Here is a 17,425-nt window from a genome sequence, read left to right on the forward strand (position 1 = left end):
CGCCGCAAGAACGGCGGGTAGGCCCCGGAGGATCAGGCTCAGCCCTGCCGCACCCTGCTGGGCTCGGCGGCGGACCGGCGTCCGACCGGTGACGGTCCGGTCGTGTCGCGGCCAGCAGAGGCCGCGGTAATCGCCGCGTAGACGGCCGCGGCCGCAAAGACGAGCCCGTAGGCCATCCGGCCGGCGGGCGGGAGGAAGAATTGCGGCAGGAACAGCGCCGCGACCACCGCGAGCGGGAGGAGGGCACCGGCCGCTCGGCCCGGTCGATGTGCCCGACGCCATGAGATCGCCGCCGCGATCCCGGCCACTGCCAGTGTGATGAGTCCCACCGCGAAGAGGGCCACAGCAGCGGGGTTGTCACGAACAGCGGCCACGAGGTCGAGCACGTCGGGGTCGCCGGCCAGGGCCCGGGCCCCGATCTCGTGCAGCGCGAACGTCTCCGCGCCGTAGTACGGCAGGACGAGCGCGACGCCCACGGGTCCCGTCCACCGGAGTGGCCCCGAGGTCTGCAGCGACCAGAATGCGGCCAGGGACACGAGCGCGGCCGCTCCCGCGAGGTGGGAGGCGATCCACAGGGTCGAGGAGAACGCCTCAGCCGCGGCGAGGGTCTCCCCGCCGTCGGCGTCACCGTAGGGGCGTAGCACCAGGTACCCGGCAATGAGGACACCGGCGGCGGCGACGAGGACGGCCGATGACCGGCGAGATACAGGGGTGGGTTTCGGATCAGACATCGGACCTCCAGCGGCAATAGAGAGCACTGCTCTCGTTATGGGTCGACGCTCAAAGTAGGCCCGGTCCGGTCGCAATGCAAGAGCGCCGCTCTCGGTTTTCTGGAACACTCGCGGCATGGGCAAACGAGACGAGGCCAGGGCGCAGACCGTCGACCGGATCCTCGCCGCCGCGCGGGAGGAGATCGCGAGGGTCGGCGGGGTGGGTTTGTCGATGCGCTCGGTCGCCCGCGAGGTCGGGATGGTCTCCTCCGCGATCTACCGCTACTTCCCGTCCAGGGAGGACCTGCTCACCGCGATGATCCTCGAGAGCTACCGCGACCTGGCCGGCGCTCTCCACGCGGCTGAGGCCGATGCCGATATCGCGGACGACGACGGTGACGCCGCGGCCGTAAATCCCGACGCCCTTTCCGACGCCGAACTGTGGAGCCGTCTCGCGGAAGCCCTCCGCGGTTGGGGCCTGCGAGCACCGCACGAATTTCAGCTCATCTACGGCACTCCGATCCCCGGGTATGTGGCACCGCCCGAGACCATCCCGGCCGCCGGTGAAGTAGCCGCCCCGTTCCTCGGTTGTCTGCGGTCCCGGCACGTTCCCGGTTTCGAATCAGCCGGCGCCGGCATGAGTGCCTTCGCGAACGACTCTCGCGTCACCCCGTCGACGGCGGCCGCAGTGGTCGCGGCGATCTCGGAGCTCATTGGCTTCGTAGGACACGAACTGGCCGGGCACTTTGTCGGCCTGGCCGATCCTGCCGACGACCTCTTCCGGGCGGTGGTCGCACGCCAGGTGAGAGATCTCGGGTTGGGATCTGCAGCGGATGACGATGAACTCTTGTGGAACTCGATCTTCGGCCAGGCGTTCGCGCGGCATTTCGCCCTCCACCCCGCACCGGGGATGGAGATGGCGCACCCAGACGACTCGCCCTATCGGGTGGACGAGCTCACCATGATGGACGGCGCGGTGACCCTGGTCTGGTCATATCCGGAGATTCGTTCCGAACGGGGCGGGCCGGTTCGGGTGGGGAGGCACTGGAACCTCCGGGAGTTGCGGCGAGGTTTCTCGCCTTCCGACCCCGAAGACGTCGCAGGCGCGGTGATTGATGAGGACTTCCTGCCGCTGGCACTGCCGTCGGAGGACCGGGAGGGGCCAGACGGGATCCGCTGGCTCGGCCAGCCACCGCCCGCATGAGAGGAGGGCCGGATATCACCCGCCTGACCGAACCCGGCGGATCAGCCCTCTGCCTGCCCCTCGCCGAGCTTGGCGTAGAACCGCCCCACAATCGGGGCCATGACCCTGCGCGGGGTGTAGTTGCCCGCCACGGACATGGCCTGGCCCAGCGGCCCCGGGACCACGCGCATCTTGTTGCGCGCCAGCGCGTCCAGCGAGACCCGGGCGGTGTACGTGGTGTCCACCCAGAAGCGGTCGGGGACCAGGCGGTCGACGAAGGTCTTGTCCTCCTCGACGATCTCCTCGATGCGCACCGGGCCGGGCGCGAGCAGCGTCACGTTGACCCCGGAGTCCTTGAGCTCGCCTCGCAGCGACTCGGAGAAGGTGTTGAGGAACGCCTTGGTGGCGGCGTAGGTGGCGTTGTTGGGGATCGGCATGTTGCCGGCCGCCGAGCCGACGTTGAGGATCGCACCCGTGCGCCGGGAGACCATCCCGGGCAGTACGGCCAGCACGAGGTCGTGGCACGCCACGGCGTTGACCTGCACCTGGCTCTTCTCGTAGTGGGGATCGAGCGCGGCGACCGGGCCGAACGTCGCGATCCCGGCGTTGTTGCACAGGATCGAGATCTCACGGCCCGCCAGCTCCTCCAGCAGCGGCGCCCGCTTCTCCGGATCGGACAGATCGCAGGCCCGGACCTCGACTGTCACCCGGAACTGGCTCTCCAGCCGCTCCTTGAGCTCCTGCAGCACCTCGCCGCGCCGTGCCACCACGATCAGCGAGTGACCGCGGCGGGCCAACTCGGCGGCCAGCGCCATGCCGATCCCGGAGGAGGCGCCGGTGACGACAGCACGATTCGTCGCGGTGGGCAGGGGAAGCGGCATCATGCGTCCTCGGGTCAGGTGGTCAGGGCCGAGGGTGAGCGTACCGGCGAGGGTGGTGAACGGGGGAGTCGGTGACGACGACGAGCGCGACCCCCGGCGACAGTGTGTCCCCGCGCCCGGGCGCATCAAGGGCACCGGCCAGGTAGGTCCGGTGGATCAGCTTCATCTCGGGACCTCCGGCGAGCCACCAGGCATTAGGTTCTAGGGCGTGAGCAGCACCGGGACACCGCCCCCTCCAGAGACCGCTATCTCGTCGTCGTCATCGTCGCCCGATCCCCGTCCCGCCTCCCGCGGCCAGGTCTTCTCCTGGGCGATGTGGGACTGGGGTTCGGCGGCGTTCAACGCGGTGATCGTCACCTTCGTCTTCTCCGTCTATCTCACCGACTCGGTGGGGTCTGATCTCGATGGTCCGTTTTCGGCCGCCACCTGGCTGTCGATCTCGATCGCGCTGGCCGGGCTGGTGATCGCGCTGACCGCGCCGGTGATGGGCCAGCGCGCGGACCGAGGTGGGCGCCGTCGGCGGTCGCTGGCGATCTGGACCTACCTCACGGTGGCGCTGACCGCCCTGATGTTCCTTGTCGACTCGGACGCCCCCTACCCGTGGTTCTTCGTCGGACTACTGCTGCTCGCGCTGGGGTCCATCACGTTCGAGTTCGCCGAGGTCTCGTACTTCGCGATGCTGCGGCAGGTCTCCACCCCGGCCACCGTGGGGCGGGTCTCCGGCTTCGGGTGGGCGATGGGCTACTTCGGCGGGATCTTCCTGCTGCTCACCGCGTTCCTAGGCTTCATCTCCGGGGACGGCGACGAGCGGGGGATGCTGGGGATCTCCACCGACGGAGGCTTCAACGTGCGGCTGGTGTGCCTGGTGGCCGCGGTGTGGTTCGCCCTGTTCGCGCTGCCAGTGCTGAGGTCCGTGCCGGAGAACCGGCCCCGGGGGAAGAAGGGCGACGACGACGAGGCGGGCTTCCTCGAGTCCTACCGCATCCTCTGGCGGGACCTCAAGGCCCTGTGGCGCCGGGACCCGCGGACCGTCAAATTTCTGCTGGCCAGTGCGATCTTCCGCGACGGGCTGGCGGGGGTGTTCACCTTCGGGGCGATCCTGGCGGTCACGGTGTACGGACTCGCACCGGGTGACGTGCTGCTGTTCGGGGTGGCGGCCAACGTGGTGGCGGCCCTGGGCGCGGCCGTGGCGGGAGTCGTGGACGACCGGGTGGGGCCCAAGGCGGTGATCATCGGCTCGCTCACGGCGATGCTCGGCACCATGACCGTCCTGCTGTTCGTCGACGGCACCGCCATGTTCTGGGTCTTCGGGCTGCTCATGTGCCTGTTCGTGGGCCCGGCGCAGTCGGCGTCGCGGTCGTTCCTGGCGCGGTTGGCCCCGCCGGGCAGCGACGGCCAGATGTTCGGCCTCTACGCCACCACGGGACGTGCGGTCTCGTTCCTCGCGCCGGCGTTGTTCGGGCTGTTCACGTGGGGTTTCGGCACCGACCGCGCGGGCATCGCCGGGATCGCTCTCGTCCTGCTCGTGGGCGTGCTCCTGCTGCTGCCCGTGCGGACCCCGACCCGCGCCGAGGCCTCCGGCGTCTGGGTGCGCGACTGAACCGCTGGGTCAGAGCGTGCCGGACGTCAGGAGGTCCAGGACTCCGGCGGCGTCGTCGACGATCTCGGAGAACCCGGCCTCTCGGAGCTCGGCGTCCCCGATACCGCCCGTGCGCACGGCCACCGAGCGGATGCCGAGCGTGGCGGCGATCGCGTCCCAGGTGGCGTCTCCCACCATGACCGCGCTCGCGGCGTCCACCCCGGAGCGCTCGAGGGCTATCGCGACGATGGTGGGGTCGGGCTTGGCGGTGTCGACGTCCTCGCCGGTGGTCATGGCGTCCACGGCGTCGTCCACGTCGAGGAGTCCGCGCGCCTCGGCGAACTCCGACGGCGGAGCCGAGGTGGCGAGCACCGTGACCCACCCCTGCTCCTTGGCGCCGCGCACGAGTTCGCGGGCACCCGGCAGGAGACGGAGCGAGTCCCCGGCCTCGGCGTAATACTCCGAATGCAGATCTTTGGCCCGGCTCGCCACGCGATCGCGGTCCTCGTCGTCGTCGACTCCCGCGATGTCCAGGAGCTCGCCCACCAACGTGGATCCGTCCTTGCCGATCCGGTGGTGCACCTCCACGAAGGGAACCGGCGCGCCCACCTCGGCCAGGGCGCGGTGCCAGGTCCAGACGTGGACGTAGGTGGAGTCGACCAGGGTGCCGTCGACGTCGAGCAGCAGGGCGCGGGGAGAGGTCATGCGTCCGACCGTGCCCGGCCCCCGTGCGGGTGGCAACCGGTGGCGACAGGGCCGTGCCCGGCGCACCCTCAAATCCATGACACGTTTCGGATACACCCTCATGACCGAACAGTCCGGCCCCAAGGAACTCGTGCGCTACGCGGCCAAGGCCGAGCAGGCGGGATTCGACTTCGAGGTGGCCTCGGACCACTACTTCCCCTGGCTGTCCTCGCAGGGACACGCGCCGTACGTGTGGAGCGTCCTGGGCGCAGTGGCGCATGTGACCGAGCGGGTGGACCTGTGCACGTACGTGACCTGCCCGATCCTGCGCTACCACCCCGCGGTGGTGGCGCAGAAGGCCGCGACCGTGCAGATCATGTCCGACGGCCGGTTCATGCTGGGCATCGGCGCGGGGGAGAACCTCAACGAGCACGTGGTGGGGCAGCGGTGGCCCTCGATCGACGAGCGCCACGAGATGACGGTGGAGGCGCTGGAGATCATCGGCGAGCTGTTCGACGGCGGACTGGTGACCTATTCCGGTGAGCATTTCCGCGTGGACTCGGCCCGCCTGTGGGACCTGCCCGAGAAGCGGGTGCCGATCGGCGTGGCCGCCGGCGGGGAGAAGGCCGTGGCCCGGCTCGGACCGCTCGCCGACCACCTCATCGCCACCGAGCCGGAACCCGCCCACATCGAGGGGTGGAACGCGCTCGAGGGGCAGAAGAAGATCGGTGACGGGGCCCGCGCGATCGCCCAGATCCCCATCAGCTGGGACCCCGACTCGGAGAAGGCGGCCGTCGAGCGCGCGCACGACCAGTTCCGCTGGTTCGCCGGCGGCTGGGCCGCCAACGCCGACCTGCCCACCACCGCCGGGTTCGCCGCCGCCACCAAGTTCGTGCGGCCCGAGGACGTGGCCGAGCAGCTGGCGTGCGGGCCCGACCTGGACGCGATCGTCGAGAAGGTCCGGCCTTTCTGGGAGGCCGGGTACACCGACGTGGCATTGATCCAGATCGGCGACTCGACCCTGGACCGGTTCCTCGAGGAGGCCGCCGAGCCGCTGCTCGCGCGGCTGCGGGAGGCCGCCCCGAGCTGAGGCGGCGCGATTCCCGCCGCCGGGGCCATCGAGAAGAGCGTTTCGCGCATTTTCACTCGACCGATGTGCGCGAAACACTCTTCGCGATGAGGGGCGGGACTCGCGATGACGGGCGGGGCGGCCGGACCTCTCCCGCGACCTCCCGAGGGGTGTGGTTCTAGTTGCCGGCTCAGGGGAGGTAGTCGTTGGTCGTGGCAGCGGAGCCGTCGACCTCTGTCTCCAGCAGCCCGTTCTCATACATCCACGTCCCGTACGCCGCCCAGTCCTCGGCCGACTGCTGCCCGAAACCGTCCTCGGGCAGCAACGCGAGGGTGGCGTCGATCATCAGCTCCAGCACGTCCGGGTCGTAGGAGCCCTCGGTCTCGGGGATGAGGGAATCGATGGCGGCCCGGCGATCGTCCAGAGCCGTGGCCTGACCGGACGCGGTCCCGGCGAGGAAGGATCGCACGCGCTCGGCGTAATCGGCGTCGTCGGCCAGGCGGCTCGGGTTGGCGATGATCACCAGTTCCGCGTAGTCCGGGACCCCGAGTTCCGTGGCCGGCATCACCACGAAGTCGCCCTGAGCGGTGAGCTCGACCCCCTCGATGTTGCGGAAGGCTCCGAAGATCGCGTCCACCTGGTCGGTCAGGAGCGCCTGGTTGAGGCTCTGCTGCACGTTGGGGGCGGAAATCGAGTCCGGATCGATCCCGGCCTCCCGGGCGATGAAGTCGAGGGTCGGCTGCTGCGAGGCCAGACCCGACAACCCCACGGTCTTGCCCTCGAGGTCGGCTGCGGTGGTGATCCCGGACTCCGTCCTGGCGATGAGGGAGGTCAGCGACGTCGGAATCAGAGCGGCGACCGAGACCACGTCGAGACCCTGCTCCGCGGCGATGAGAGTGTCGGGCTCATAGGAGATGGCCAGGTCGGCGCGCCCCAGGGACACCTCCCGCGCGGCGTCGGCCGTGTTGGCGGGCGTCATGAACGTGACGTCCACACCGGCGTCGCTGTAGGCGCCGGTGTGCTGCGCGGTGTACAGCGCCACATGATCGGGATTGGGGCTCCAGTCGAGAAGGACGCTGACCGGTGCCTCGCCGGTCTCGTCTGGCTCGGAGTCGTTCGCAGGCGCCTGACATCCGGTCAGAGCCACCGCGGCAGCGATCGCGATCGCGAGCATGCGGACCCCGGGTCGCGGGAGGGCCTGGCGTCGGATCGTCCTGGGTCGTGTGTCCGTCATGATGGGTTCCTTTCCCCGGTGGGAGTGTTCCAAGGGCAGATGAGGCGTTCGAGGATGGTCACACCGGCCAGCAGGACGCTGGACATGATCGTCAGCACGACCACCTGGGCAAAGACGAAATCGGTCTGGAGCCGGGGGATCGCCTGGAGCATGAGGTAGCCCAGGCCGTTGGTCGAGCCCGTGTACTCGGCGAAGACCGCGGCGACCGGGGCGAAGGTGACCGCGACGCGCAGTCCGGCGAAACCGCGCGGGGCGGCGAAGGGCAGACGCACCCGCCAGAAGAGCGACCACCGGGTGGCGTGCAGGCTCCGCAGCGTGTCGATCAGCCGGGCGTCGACCGTGCGGACACCGGAGAGAAGGTTGAGCGCCACCGGGAAGAAGCACAACAGGGCCACCACGATGACCTTCGGTGCCATGCCATAGCCGAGGGAGATCGTCAGCAGTGGGCCGATCACGATGACCGGGATGGCCTGGGAGGCGACCAGCAGGGGGGTCATGGCCTGCCCGATGGTGGGCACGAACGCGCTGACGACCACCACCGCCACCGCGACGACCACTCCGAGGATCACTCCGATGATGGTCTCGGTGGCGGTGAGCAGCGTGGCTGAACCGAGCCTGTCGGGCCAGGTGGACACGAGCGAGTTGAGCACGGCGAGTGGGGCGGGGATGACGTAGTCCGGCACGAGCTCGAGAGCGGTGACGATGAACCACGCGGCGAGCACCAGCAGGATCGTGACGCAGGCGGGAGCGGCGGAACGGAGGAATCGCACGGTCATCGGGCGGTTCCGCCTTCGGCCAGGTGCGATTCCCGGGCCAGGGCCTGGAGCACTTCCCGGCGGGCCGTGGCGAACGCCTCGTCGCCGAGGAGGACCTCGCGGGGGCGGTCGTCACCGAACCATCCCGGCCAGGTGGAGACCACACGCGCCGGGGCGTCGAGCTCCTGTCGTGCGAGCAGGACCACGCGTTCGGCGAGGAGCAGCGCCTCATCGACGTCGTGCGTGACCATGACGAGGGTGGCCGAGGTGCCGGTGATGGACTGGCGCAGCCACTGCTGGACCTCGGCACGGGTGATCGCGTCGAGCGCGCCGAGCGGCTCGTCGGCCAGCAACACGGGTTTGCGCGCCAGCAGAGCTCGCGCGAGCGCCGCGCGCTGGCGCATGCCTGCGCTGAGAGCTGCGGGACGGGCATCGGCCCAGATACCCAGCCCCAGGCGGTCCAGCATGCGCTGGGCCTCGGCGCGGGCCGCGCGACGGCTCACCCGTTGGTTGCGGAGACTGATCGCGACGTTGTCGAGCAGGGTCAGCCAGGGCAAGAGGCTGTCGCCCTGGGGCATCAACGCACAGGACTCCAGGCGCCGTGCGGGCCGGGCTTCGTCGAGGACTCGGGCGCTTCCGGTTGTCGGTTCGACGAGACCGGCGATCAGCGACAGGAGGGTCGACTTGCCACATCCGCTGCGCCCCACAACGGCGACGTGCTCGCCCACCGGGACGGACAGGGTGAGGTCCGCGAGAACCGGGCGGAGCGCGCCCGGATAGGTGTGTCCCAGATCGTCGAGCGCCACCGCCGTAGTTCCTGGATGACTCACGAAAGCGCACGCCAGCGCATCTGACATCCCTCCGCTCGTGTGAACGAGTTCAGGTTCAGCGGGTGTGATCTCAGCCCCGTTCGGTAGGGGCACCCCGTGTCATCGATGCTGACCTTTGCGAATCAGCTCGAATTCCGAACGTACCATCGGCACGCATCGGGATTCGACGCGACTCCATTGCTGGTAGCGACGGTCGGGTGCAATCGCCCGCAACAGGTGGTCGGTGGCCGGCAGGGACCCGGCCGCTCGCTCACCTCGCCGGCGGCAATGGCCGCGAACGTTGTGCCCACTCGGCGAGGGGCCGCATTCGCCACTCGGCGAGTAGCCATATCTGACGGTTTTCGGGCAACCCCACCTGGGAGAACGTGATCAGGAGTGACCACGCGGCGGCAGGAGTGACCACGCGGCGGGCGGTGGCCCGGTGTCGATTCGCACGAAGCTGGGCACGGCGACCGGCCGAGTGCCGATCTCGGTGCCGGACACACGCTCTGAGCTGGGCGCCCCCGAGAGGATTCGAACCCCTGACCAGCCGGGTAGAAACCGGATGCTCTATCCACTGAGCTACGGAGGCCTGCGACGCGCGCATCCGGCGTCGCCGGGAGAATGGTAGCCGATCCGGGGGTGTGCGGAGCAGCCGCGAATCGGCCAGGGGGCACTGGAGTTCCTACGATAGAGGTCATGACGTCGTCGAAGTCGGCACCCGCCACCGCCGGACCGCTCAGGACCCGCAGCGTGGTGCCCGTCGTGATCCTTCTCGCGGTGGTGGCCGCCGCGGTGGTGATCCCGCTCTCGGGCATGTCCACCGAGGTGGCGCTCGCGCTGGTGGGCGTCCCGGACCCGGGCGTTCTCACCACGGCCGGGCTCCCGGCGGTTCGCGCGATGGGCGAACTGCTCGCGGCGGTGGCGGTGGGAACGGCCCTGTTCGCTGCGTTCTTCACCCCGCCCCAGAAGGACAAGACCCTCGACGTGGATGGATACCGCTCGCAGCGGATCTCCTCGTGGGCCAACATCGCCTGGGCGGTGGCCGCGGCGCTGCTCATCCCGCTGACCCTGTCGGACGTCTCCGGGCGCACCTTCTGGGAGTCGCTGCCGCCGGACCAGTGGATCGTCGCCATCAACCAGATCGACGTGGCCTCGTCGTGGCGGTGGGCGGCGGTGATCGCGCTGGTGGCGGGGATCGGGCAGCGGCTCACCCTGAGCTGGCGCTGGTCGGTGATCTGGCTGGGCGTGTCGGTTCTCTCGCTCCTGCCGGTTGCGGCTACGGGCCACGCCTCCGGGAGCACGGCCCACGACATCGCCACCAACTCGCTGATCATCCACCTGTTCGCCGCGGCGTTCTACGTGGGCGGGCTGGTCGCGGTGCTGGCGCACACCATGCGCGGTGGTTCCCGCGTGGCACTGGCGCTGCGCCGCTATTCGGTGGTGGCCACCATCGCGATCATCGCGCTCGGGTTCTCCGGGATCATCAACGCGCTCGTGCGTCTGCACCCCGCCGACCTGTTCTCCTCGACCTACGGGTTACTGGTGCTGGCCAAGGCGCTGCTGCTGGGCCTGCTCGCGGTGTTCGGACTGGCGATGCGCCGCCGGATCATCGCCAAGATCGAGTCGAAGTCGGCCAACGCCCCCGTCGACCGCGGGACCCTGCTGCGGATCGGGCTGGTCGAGGCCGTGGTGATGGCGGGCACGATCGGGCTCTCGGTCTCGCTCGGCCGCACCCCGCCGCCGGCGCCGCTCTACGTCCCCACCCGACAGGAGGCCCTGCTGGGCTTCGAACTCCCCGGTCCGTTCTCGTTCGGCACGGTGCTGGGGTTGTGGCGCTTCGACCTGGTGCTGGGCCTGGCCGCGGTCGTCCTGCTGAGCCTGTACGTGTGGGGCCTGGTCACCCTGCACCGCCGCGGCGACTCGTGGCCGGTGGGCCGGACCGTGGCCTGGGCGTTCGGCTGCGTGCTGCTGTTCCTCACCACCAGCTCCGGCATGGGGATGTACATGATGGCCGACTTCGCCAGCCACATGGTCGGGCACATGCTCATCTCTATGCTCGTGCCGGTGCTGCTCGCGCTCGGCGGGCCGCTGACGCTCGCGTTGCGTGCGCTCCCGGCGGCGGGGCGCGGGAACCCGCCGGGACCGCGTGAGTGGATCGTCGAGTTCATCAACAACCCCCTCTCGCGTTTCCTCACCCACCCGATCGTGGCGTCGGTGCAGTTCGTGGCCGGTTTCTACATCATCTACTTCGGCGGGTTCTACGAGGCGCTGGCCTCCGAGCACCTGGGCCACATGTTCATGAACGTCCACTTCCTCATCAGCGGCTACCTGTTCTACTGGGTGATCATCGGGGTCGACGCGGCGCCGCGTCAGTTCTCGCCGCTCTACAAGCTCATGGTGCTGCTCAGCTCGCTGCCGTTTCACGCCTTCTTCGGCATCATGCTCATGAACTACAAGACCGTGCTCGCCGAGAACTGGTACGGCGGGATCGGACTGCCGTGGATCCCGGACCTCCTGCAGAGCCAGCAGGTCGGTGGCGGCGTGGCATGGGCGGCGGGGGAGATCCCGCTGTTCATCGTCATGTTGGCCCTGGCGTGGCAGTGGTACCAGAGCGACATGCGTGACGCGCGGCGCGGGGAGCGGCAGGCCGATCGCGACGACGACGCCGAGCTCAAGGCCTACAACGAGATGCTCGGCGAGATGTCACGCTCCGACCGCCGGGGTTGAGAGGCGCCGACCTCGTCGTCGTCGGATCCCTCGCTCCACACCCCTCTGGCCCCTCCACAGGGTGGCCACCGCGAGCGGTGCGACCGGGATACGACGACGACGAGGTGGGGCACGCTCTGGGGCACGAGGCCGACGCACGGTCGGTCCGAGTGTGACAGGAGCGAGACCATGAACGAGACCCACACCACCGTCCGCGGAACCGTGATCACCGACCCCACCACCCGCCGGGTCGGGGAGGACTCGGTGTTCTCCTTCCGGGTGGCCAGCAACACCCGGTACCAGGACCGCGACACCGGGGAGTGGAAGACCGGCGGCACCCTGTACTTCTCGGCCAACTGCTGGGGAAGGCTGGCGCAGCGGGCGTCCGGGAGGCTGGTCAAGGGCGACGGCGTGATCGTCCAGGGTCGGTTGCTGACCAACGAGTACGAGAAGGACGGCAGGCTCCAGCGCGACCTGGAGATGCGGGTCACCGCCCTGGGCCCGGACCTGTCGCGGATGGACGTGACCATGCGCAGGGCGCAGGCGGAGGGGTCGGCCACCGCGTCCGACGGGGAGGGGGCGGGGCGGCCGCTGGAGTCGGGAGATGCCGAGGACGCCATGGAGATCGGCTCCCGGGACGCGGACGATGCGCCGGCGGAGGAGTCCGCCGTCAGCGGGTTCGCGGAGGCGGTCCGGGTCTGAGTCGGCGGGGCCGCGGGTAGCCCTCCGCCGGGCACACCGGGGCCGCGGGCGGGCACGTAACATGGGGGTCGTGCCCGCGGCCCGGCCGCGGCGATGTGAACTATTTGCGCAGGTGAGAGGGCAGAAGTGGCCGAGTTTATTTACACGATGAAGAAGGTTCGCAAGGCGCACGGGGACAAGGTGATCCTCGACGACGTGACGATGTCCTTCTATCCCGGTGCGAAGATCGGCGTCGTGGGGCCCAACGGCGCAGGTAAGTCCTCGATCCTCAAGATCATGGCCGGTCTGGACCAGCCCTCCAACGGCGAGGCGTTCCTCGACCCCGAGGCCAGCGTCGGCATCCTTATGCAGGAGCCCGTGCTCGACGAGACCAAGACGGTCAAGGAGAACGTCGAGGACGGCCTCGGCGAGACCATGGTGCAGATCCGCCGGTACAACGCGGTGGCCGAGGAGATGGCCACCGACTACACCGACGAGCTCATGGAGGAGATGGGCAGGCTCCAGGAGCAGCTCGACGCGGTGGACGCCTGGGACGTGGACTCCCAGATCGAGCAGGCCATGGACGCGCTGCGCTGCCCGCCGGGAGACTCGCCCGTCACCCACCTGTCCGGTGGCGAGATGCGACGCGTCGCGCTGTGCAAGCTGCTGCTGAGCAAGCCCGACCTGCTCCTGCTGGACGAGCCCACAAACCACCTCGACGCCGAGTCGGTGCTGTGGCTGGAGCAGCACCTGGCCGCCTACCCGGGCGCCGTCCTGGCCGTCACACACGACCGCTACTTCCTCGATCACGTGGCGCAGTGGATCTGTGAGGTCGACCGCGGCAAGCTGCACCCCTACGAGGGCAACTACTCCACCTACCTGGAGAAGAAGGCCGAGCGTCTGGAGGTCCAGGGCAAGAAGGACCAGAAGCTGCAGAAGCGCCTCAAGGCCGAGCTCGAGTGGGTCCGCTCCGGCGCCAAGGCCCGCCAGTCCAAGTCCAAGGCGCGACTGGCCAAGTACGAGGAGATGGCGGCGGAGGCCGAGAAGCACCGCAAGTTGGACTTCGAGGAGATCCAGATCCCCACCCCGCCGCGCCTGGGCAACGTGGTGGTCGAGGCCGACAAGCTGCAGAAGGGCTTCGACGACCGCGTCCTGATCAAGGACCTGTCGTTCACCCTGCCGCGCAACGGCATCGTCGGCGTGATCGGCCCCAACGGTGTGGGTAAGACCACCCTGTTCAAGACGATCGTCGGACTCGAGGAGCCGGACGCCGGCTCCGTGAGGGTCGGCGACACCGTCAAGCTGAGCTATGTGGACCAGTCCCGCGCGAACATCGATCCCGAGAAGTCGGTGTGGGAGGTCGTCTCCGAGGGCAACGACTTCATCGAGGTCGGACAGAACGAGATGCCGTCGCGCGCCTACGTGAGCGCCTTCGGCTTCAAGGGCCCGGATCAGCAGAAGAAGGCCGGCGTGCTCTCCGGCGGTGAGCGCAACCGACTGAACCTGGCGCTGACCCTCAAGGTCGGCGGCAACCTGATCCTGCTGGATGAGCCGACAAACGACCTCGACACCGAGACACTGGGCAGCCTCGAGAACGCACTCGAGGACTTCCCGGGCTGCGCCGTCGTGATCTCCCACGACCGGTGGTTCCTCGACCGGACCTGTACCCACATCCTCGCGTGGGAGGGCAACGTCTCCGAGGGGCAGTGGTACTGGTTCGAGGGCAACTTCGAGGGCTACGAGGAGAACAAGGTCGAGCGTCTCGGCCCCGACGCCGCCCGCCCGCACCGGGTCACCCACCGCAAGCTGACGAGGGACTGACTCGAATGGGATCGCACGCCGCGCCCGACACGCAGACCCCCGGCGCCGTCCACCGGGTCCATATCCCGTTGCGCATCGCCGACTTCGTGGGGCAGCACGTCAACAACGTGCGGTTCCAGGAGTTCTCGCAGGACGCCCGGCTGATGTGGTTCCGGGACGAGTTCGGCGTCCCCGGGTCGCGGGTGCCGATCTCGCTGGCGCGGTGGATGGAGATCGACTTCCGCCGGGTCATCGGGTTCGGCGCCACGAGCGTGTGGGTGGACGTCGAGGTCCTCCGGGTGGGCCGCACCTCCTTCACCATGAGGACCTCGATCGGTTCGGACTCCACCGGCCCGGAACCGTGCGCGATCGTCGACACCGTGTTGGTGGTGACGGCACCGGACGAGACCACGACACTCGAGATCAGTCCCGAGGAGCGCGCGGCGCTGCTCGGCGAGCGCGAGGAGGCCAGATGAGTCCCGGTGAGCAGACCCCGGACCGGGGGACGTTCCGCTGCACCCTGCAGGTGCGGTGGGCGGACTTCGACCAGTTCGGTCACGTCAACAACGTCAAGTACATCGAGTACGCGCAAGAGGCCCGGATACTGTTCGTCCGCAGCCGGTTCGGTCCGTTCGGACTCGGCAACCTGCCGCAGGTCGTGCGCCGGGTCGAGATCGATCACCTCCGCCCGGTGCTGCGGGACTCGACGTCGGTGGACGTGGAGATCGAGGTGGAACACGTCGGGACCACGTCGTATCAGATCAGGCAGACGATCTTCGACGCCGCGGGCGAGGTCTGCTGCACGTTGCGCGTGGTGATGGTCGCCTACGACTCCTCGACCTCTACGGCCGTCGAGATCCCCACCGGGGTGCGTCACGTCCTGGAGGCCGCGCATCAGCCCGCGGCGATCACCGACGAGGGGCCGGCGGAGTGACCGACCAGCTCGTGTACGAGGCCGGGGGACCCCTCGGCATCTCCGGGGAACCGGGCCACCGCGTGTTCACCGCGGCGATGCCGGTCCGCTGGTCTGATCAGGACCTCTACCATCACGTCAATCACGCGCGGATGATCACGCTCATCGAGGAAGCCCGTATCCCGTGGCTCTTCGAGGAGGGCACACCCACCGTCACGCTCACCGCCGGCGCCGTGATGACCGAACTCTCCGTGAAGTACCGCGGCCAAATCACGCGCGCCGACGGCCCGATCCGGGTGCGCATGTGGTGCGAGAAGGTCGGCGCCGCCATGTTCGTGGCCCGCCACGAGGTCCGTGGGCGCGCCACCCCCGACTCGGCTCCCGCGGCGGTCGACTGCACGGCCACCATCGCGGCGTTCGACCTCGCGACCCAGCGGCCGCGCCGGTTCACCCGGGCCGAGCGTGAGCACCTGATGGAGTTCCGCCACGAGGTTCCGGCGTGACCTTGCCCGGAGCCGGGGGAGCCGGCGCGGCCGCGGGTGGCACGATCGCGGTGCCCGACCCCGCCGACCGCGAGGACCTGCGCACCCTGTTGCGGCGGCTCCTGCGGCTCGATGAGGCTGCGGTGGTCCGCTTGACCAGCGGTGACGATGGCAGGATGCGCGTGTGGTCCCGGACGCCGTTCGGCGCACTGGTGGTCCGCGGGGTCGGTGGGAGCTGCCCCGGCGGGGACGTGGTGTGCGGGGCGGACCACCTGCTCACCGAGCTCGACCTGCTGCCGCGCGGAGACACCGGCGGGCTGCTCGACCCCGGGATGCCCCTCACGTCCTCCTGGCAGGGACTGCTCCCGCCGGCAGACGGGTTCCAGGCGGTCGAGGACGTCCCCGCGCAGGTCCTGCTGGACCTGACCGAGTCCGGTCGCGGCGCGGCCCGGGAGAACGCCGGCCCGGCCGGGCTGCCGCCCTCGTTGCTGGACCAGGAAGCGCTCACCGTGCGCGCGGACAGCGACAATCCCGTGGGCGTGGACATGAGGACCGTGTTCTCCATGGTGATGTGTGGTTTCGTGCCCGAGCGGGCCGGGCGCGCCCCGGAGGGTGAACCGGTCCGGGTGAGCGAACGCGGGGCATGGCTCCGCCTGGACGCCCGCTACGGCACGGCCTACCGCCGGACCGACGCGCTCACTCTCGAGCCGCGATGACGTCACCGGGATTCTCGGTCTCCTGGCCCGGGAGGGGAGAGCCCGAGGTCCCCGGTGATCAGGGCCCGGCGCCGGAGATCGCGGCGGCGGTCCCGGATGCCGAGGGGCGGGTGACCGGCGTCGTCCTCGGTGGCGACGGGGCGAGGATCACGGAAGCCAGTTCTTCGCTGGACCAGTTCGGCCTGGGTACCGCGGGCGCGGCGCAACTGGTGTACCTCGACCCGCCCTACAATCGCGGCGGCCGCTTCGACGGGTACCACGACAACATGCCGCGCGACCAGTGGCTGGGCTACATCGAGCACCGGCTGGTGGTGGCGCGCGCACTGCTGGCGGAGACCGGAACGGTCTGGGTTCACCTGGACGACGCGGAGGCCCACCGGGTCCGCTGCGTGCTCGACGAGGTGTTCGGCGCCGACGCATTCATCGCCGATCTCACCGTGGAGAGCAACCCCAAGGGGCGTCAGCTCGACAGGTTCTTCGCCGGATCCCACGACCGGCTCATGGTCTACGCGCGGGACCCCGCGCAGGTCAGGCTGGCCGGGGGAGTCGCGTCCGCGGTCGACCCCTCCGATTTTCCGCACACCGCCGAGGACGGCGTCAACTACCGTCTGCTGCCGCTGCGCAACACCAACAAGCGGTTCAACCCGCGCACCACGCCCACCATGACCTACCCGCTCTACGGCGATCCGGACACCGGCGAGGTCTCCGTGGACCCCGTGTCCGGGCTCACCGAGATATTCCCCGTGTTCGGTGACCTCAGTCCGGCCGTGTGGCGGTGGTCGCGGGATCGGGCGCGGGAGCGCAGTGACGAGTTGGTCTGTCGGACGGTTCGGGGTCGGGTGGGGCCGCGGGTCGACGTGTATCAGCGCGACCGGCACGAGGTGGGCCGCATCAAGAAGCTCAAGTCCATCTGGCTGTCCCAGGAGGTCGGGTCCACCGACACCGCCCGCGCAGAGCTGCGCAGTGCGGGTGTCGACGGGTTCCGCACGCCCAAGCCGGAGGCGCTGATGCGGCGGATCGTCGAGCTGGCGACCGAGGCGGACGACCTGGTGGTGGACCTGTTCGCCGGCTCCGGCACCACCGCCGTGGCGGCCCGCGACCTGGGCCGTCGCTGGGTGGTGGTGGAGCGCAACCCCGATACGGTCCGCGACGTGATCCTGCCGCGGTTGCGCGTCAGCGGAGTGTGACGTCAGCGGAGCGTGACGCCAGCGGAGCTCGTC

At 69.6% G+C, this 17,425-nt stretch carries 17 protein-coding genes, 1 tRNA gene and 1 riboswitch; of the genes, 11 read left to right on the forward strand and 7 right to left on the reverse strand.

Going from position 1 to position 17,425, the window contains the following annotated elements:
• Positions 1–38: 38 nt before the first annotated feature.
• Positions 39–731, reverse strand: coding sequence for a hypothetical protein (locus A6048_RS05320; RefSeq protein ID WP_107748115.1), 693 nt, complete (start codon positions 729–731; stop codon positions 39–41).
• 115 nt (positions 732–846) lie between these two features.
• On the opposite strand from A6048_RS05320, the gene A6048_RS18595 reads away from it, so the two are divergent.
• Entirely contained in the window at positions 847–1,914 is a 1,068-nt protein-coding gene (locus tag A6048_RS18595) for a TetR/AcrR family transcriptional regulator (protein ID WP_235027525.1), read from the forward strand.
• A gap of 41 nt (positions 1,915–1,955) precedes the next feature.
• Here A6048_RS18595 and cmrA read toward each other — a convergent pair whose 3' ends face one another.
• The gene (gene cmrA / locus A6048_RS05330; protein WP_107748116.1) at positions 1,956–2,774 is read right to left on the reverse strand and encodes a mycolate reductase; all 819 of its coding nucleotides are present in this window, start codon (positions 2,772–2,774) and stop codon (positions 1,956–1,958) included.
• A 313-nt stretch (positions 2,775–3,087) separates the two neighbouring features.
• On the opposite strand from cmrA, the gene A6048_RS05335 reads away from it, so the two are divergent.
• Positions 3,088–4,374: an MFS transporter gene (locus A6048_RS05335; RefSeq protein ID WP_200837383.1), complete on the forward strand. Its 1,287-nt coding sequence runs from the start codon at positions 3,088–3,090 to the stop codon at positions 4,372–4,374.
• 9 nt (positions 4,375–4,383) lie between these two features.
• On the opposite strand, the gene A6048_RS05340 is transcribed toward A6048_RS05335, so the two are convergent.
• Positions 4,384–5,058, reverse strand: a complete 675-nt coding sequence (locus A6048_RS05340) for an HAD family hydrolase (protein ID WP_107748117.1) — start codon at positions 5,056–5,058, stop codon at positions 4,384–4,386.
• Positions 5,059–5,134: 76 nt separating this feature from the next.
• Between A6048_RS05340 and A6048_RS05345 the strand changes: the two genes are divergently transcribed.
• On the forward strand, positions 5,135–6,127 hold the full coding sequence (locus tag A6048_RS05345; protein WP_107748435.1) for a TIGR03557 family F420-dependent LLM class oxidoreductase: 993 nt from the start codon (positions 5,135–5,137) through the stop codon (positions 6,125–6,127).
• A 169-nt stretch (positions 6,128–6,296) separates the two neighbouring features.
• On the opposite strand, the gene A6048_RS05350 is transcribed toward A6048_RS05345, so the two are convergent.
• The 4 genes from A6048_RS05350 to A6048_RS05365 all read right to left on the reverse strand — a co-directional run bounded on the left by A6048_RS05350 (position 6,297) and on the right by A6048_RS05365 (position 9,496).
• Positions 6,297–7,340: an ABC transporter substrate-binding protein gene (locus A6048_RS05350; protein WP_107748118.1), complete on the reverse strand. Its 1,044-nt coding sequence runs from the start codon at positions 7,338–7,340 to the stop codon at positions 6,297–6,299.
• Positions 7,337–8,116: an ABC transporter permease gene (locus tag A6048_RS05355; protein ID WP_107748119.1), complete on the reverse strand. Its 780-nt coding sequence runs from the start codon at positions 8,114–8,116 to the stop codon at positions 7,337–7,339. The genes A6048_RS05350 and A6048_RS05355 overlap by 4 nt, the downstream gene beginning before the upstream one ends.
• Positions 8,113–8,952 (reverse strand): ABC transporter ATP-binding protein, encoded by an 840-nt coding sequence (locus tag A6048_RS05360; protein ID WP_159110337.1) that lies wholly within the window; start codon positions 8,950–8,952, stop codon positions 8,113–8,115. The genes A6048_RS05355 and A6048_RS05360 overlap by 4 nt, the downstream gene beginning before the upstream one ends.
• Positions 8,935–9,032: riboswitch (TPP riboswitch) on the reverse strand. (Overlaps the previous gene by 18 nt.)
• 391 nt (positions 9,033–9,423) lie before the next feature.
• Positions 9,424–9,496, reverse strand: a tRNA-Arg gene (locus tag A6048_RS05365).
• A gap of 107 nt (positions 9,497–9,603) precedes the next feature.
• Here A6048_RS05365 and A6048_RS05370 point away from each other — a divergent pair.
• The 8 genes from A6048_RS05370 (at position 9,604) to A6048_RS05405 (ending at position 17,392) form a co-directional block, all read left to right on the forward strand.
• Entirely contained in the window at positions 9,604–11,634 is a 2,031-nt protein-coding gene (locus tag A6048_RS05370) for a bifunctional copper resistance protein CopD/cytochrome c oxidase assembly protein (protein WP_107748121.1), read from the forward strand.
• A 168-nt stretch (positions 11,635–11,802) separates the two neighbouring features.
• On the forward strand, positions 11,803–12,315 hold the full coding sequence (locus A6048_RS05375) for a single-stranded DNA-binding protein (RefSeq protein WP_107748122.1): 513 nt from the start codon (positions 11,803–11,805) through the stop codon (positions 12,313–12,315).
• Positions 12,316–12,441: 126 nt separating this feature from the next.
• The gene (gene ettA, locus A6048_RS05380; protein ID WP_107748123.1) at positions 12,442–14,115 is read left to right on the forward strand and encodes an energy-dependent translational throttle protein EttA; all 1,674 of its coding nucleotides are present in this window, start codon (positions 12,442–12,444) and stop codon (positions 14,113–14,115) included.
• Positions 14,116–14,120: 5 nt separating this feature from the next.
• Positions 14,121–14,570: an acyl-CoA thioesterase gene (locus A6048_RS05385; RefSeq protein WP_107748124.1), complete on the forward strand. Its 450-nt coding sequence runs from the start codon at positions 14,121–14,123 to the stop codon at positions 14,568–14,570.
• Positions 14,567–15,028 (forward strand): acyl-CoA thioesterase, encoded by a 462-nt coding sequence (locus A6048_RS05390; protein ID WP_107748125.1) that lies wholly within the window; start codon positions 14,567–14,569, stop codon positions 15,026–15,028. Before A6048_RS05385 ends, A6048_RS05390 begins: the two co-directional genes overlap by 4 nt.
• Complete coding sequence (locus A6048_RS05395) at positions 15,025–15,510, forward strand: acyl-CoA thioesterase (RefSeq protein WP_107748126.1); 486 nt, start codon at positions 15,025–15,027, stop codon at positions 15,508–15,510. Before A6048_RS05390 ends, A6048_RS05395 begins: the two co-directional genes overlap by 4 nt.
• On the forward strand, positions 15,507–16,205 hold the full coding sequence (locus tag A6048_RS05400) for a DUF8185 domain-containing protein (protein ID WP_107748127.1): 699 nt from the start codon (positions 15,507–15,509) through the stop codon (positions 16,203–16,205). Before A6048_RS05395 ends, A6048_RS05400 begins: the two co-directional genes overlap by 4 nt.
• A complete protein-coding gene (locus A6048_RS05405) occupies positions 16,202–17,392 on the forward strand; it encodes a site-specific DNA-methyltransferase (protein WP_107748128.1) in 1,191 nt (396 codons plus the stop codon). The genes A6048_RS05400 and A6048_RS05405 overlap by 4 nt, the downstream gene beginning before the upstream one ends.
• Positions 17,393–17,425: the final 33 nt, after the last annotated feature.

It is taken from the genome of Dietzia psychralcaliphila (assembly GCF_003096095.1).
Taxonomy (GTDB): domain Bacteria; phylum Actinomycetota; class Actinomycetes; order Mycobacteriales; family Mycobacteriaceae; genus Dietzia; species Dietzia psychralcaliphila.

Coding starts and splice junctions, on each gene's coding strand:
- A6048_RS05320 (WP_107748115.1), bottom strand. CDS start 731: ATGTCTGATCCGAAACCCACCCCTGTATCTCGCCGGTCATCGGCCGTC.
- A6048_RS18595 (WP_235027525.1), top strand. CDS start 847: ATGGGCAAACGAGACGAGGCCAGGGCGCAGACCGTCGACCGGATCCTC.
- cmrA (WP_107748116.1), bottom strand. CDS start 2,774: ATGCCGCTTCCCCTGCCCACCGCGACGAATCGTGCTGTCGTCACCGGC.
- A6048_RS05335 (WP_200837383.1), top strand. CDS start 3,088: ATGTGGGACTGGGGTTCGGCGGCGTTCAACGCGGTGATCGTCACCTTC.
- A6048_RS05340 (WP_107748117.1), bottom strand. CDS start 5,058: ATGACCTCTCCCCGCGCCCTGCTGCTCGACGTCGACGGCACCCTGGTC.
- A6048_RS05345 (WP_107748435.1), top strand. CDS start 5,135: ATGACACGTTTCGGATACACCCTCATGACCGAACAGTCCGGCCCCAAG.
- A6048_RS05350 (WP_107748118.1), bottom strand. CDS start 7,340: ATGACGGACACACGACCCAGGACGATCCGACGCCAGGCCCTCCCGCGA.
- A6048_RS05355 (WP_107748119.1), bottom strand. CDS start 8,116: ATGACCGTGCGATTCCTCCGTTCCGCCGCTCCCGCCTGCGTCACGATC.
- A6048_RS05360 (WP_159110337.1), bottom strand. CDS start 8,952: ATGTCAGATGCGCTGGCGTGCGCTTTCGTGAGTCATCCAGGAACTACG.
- A6048_RS05370 (WP_107748121.1), top strand. CDS start 9,604: ATGACGTCGTCGAAGTCGGCACCCGCCACCGCCGGACCGCTCAGGACC.
- A6048_RS05375 (WP_107748122.1), top strand. CDS start 11,803: ATGAACGAGACCCACACCACCGTCCGCGGAACCGTGATCACCGACCCC.
- A6048_RS05385 (WP_107748124.1), top strand. CDS start 14,121: ATGGGATCGCACGCCGCGCCCGACACGCAGACCCCCGGCGCCGTCCAC.
- A6048_RS05390 (WP_107748125.1), top strand. CDS start 14,567: ATGAGTCCCGGTGAGCAGACCCCGGACCGGGGGACGTTCCGCTGCACC.
- A6048_RS05405 (WP_107748128.1), top strand. CDS start 16,202: ATGACGTCACCGGGATTCTCGGTCTCCTGGCCCGGGAGGGGAGAGCCC.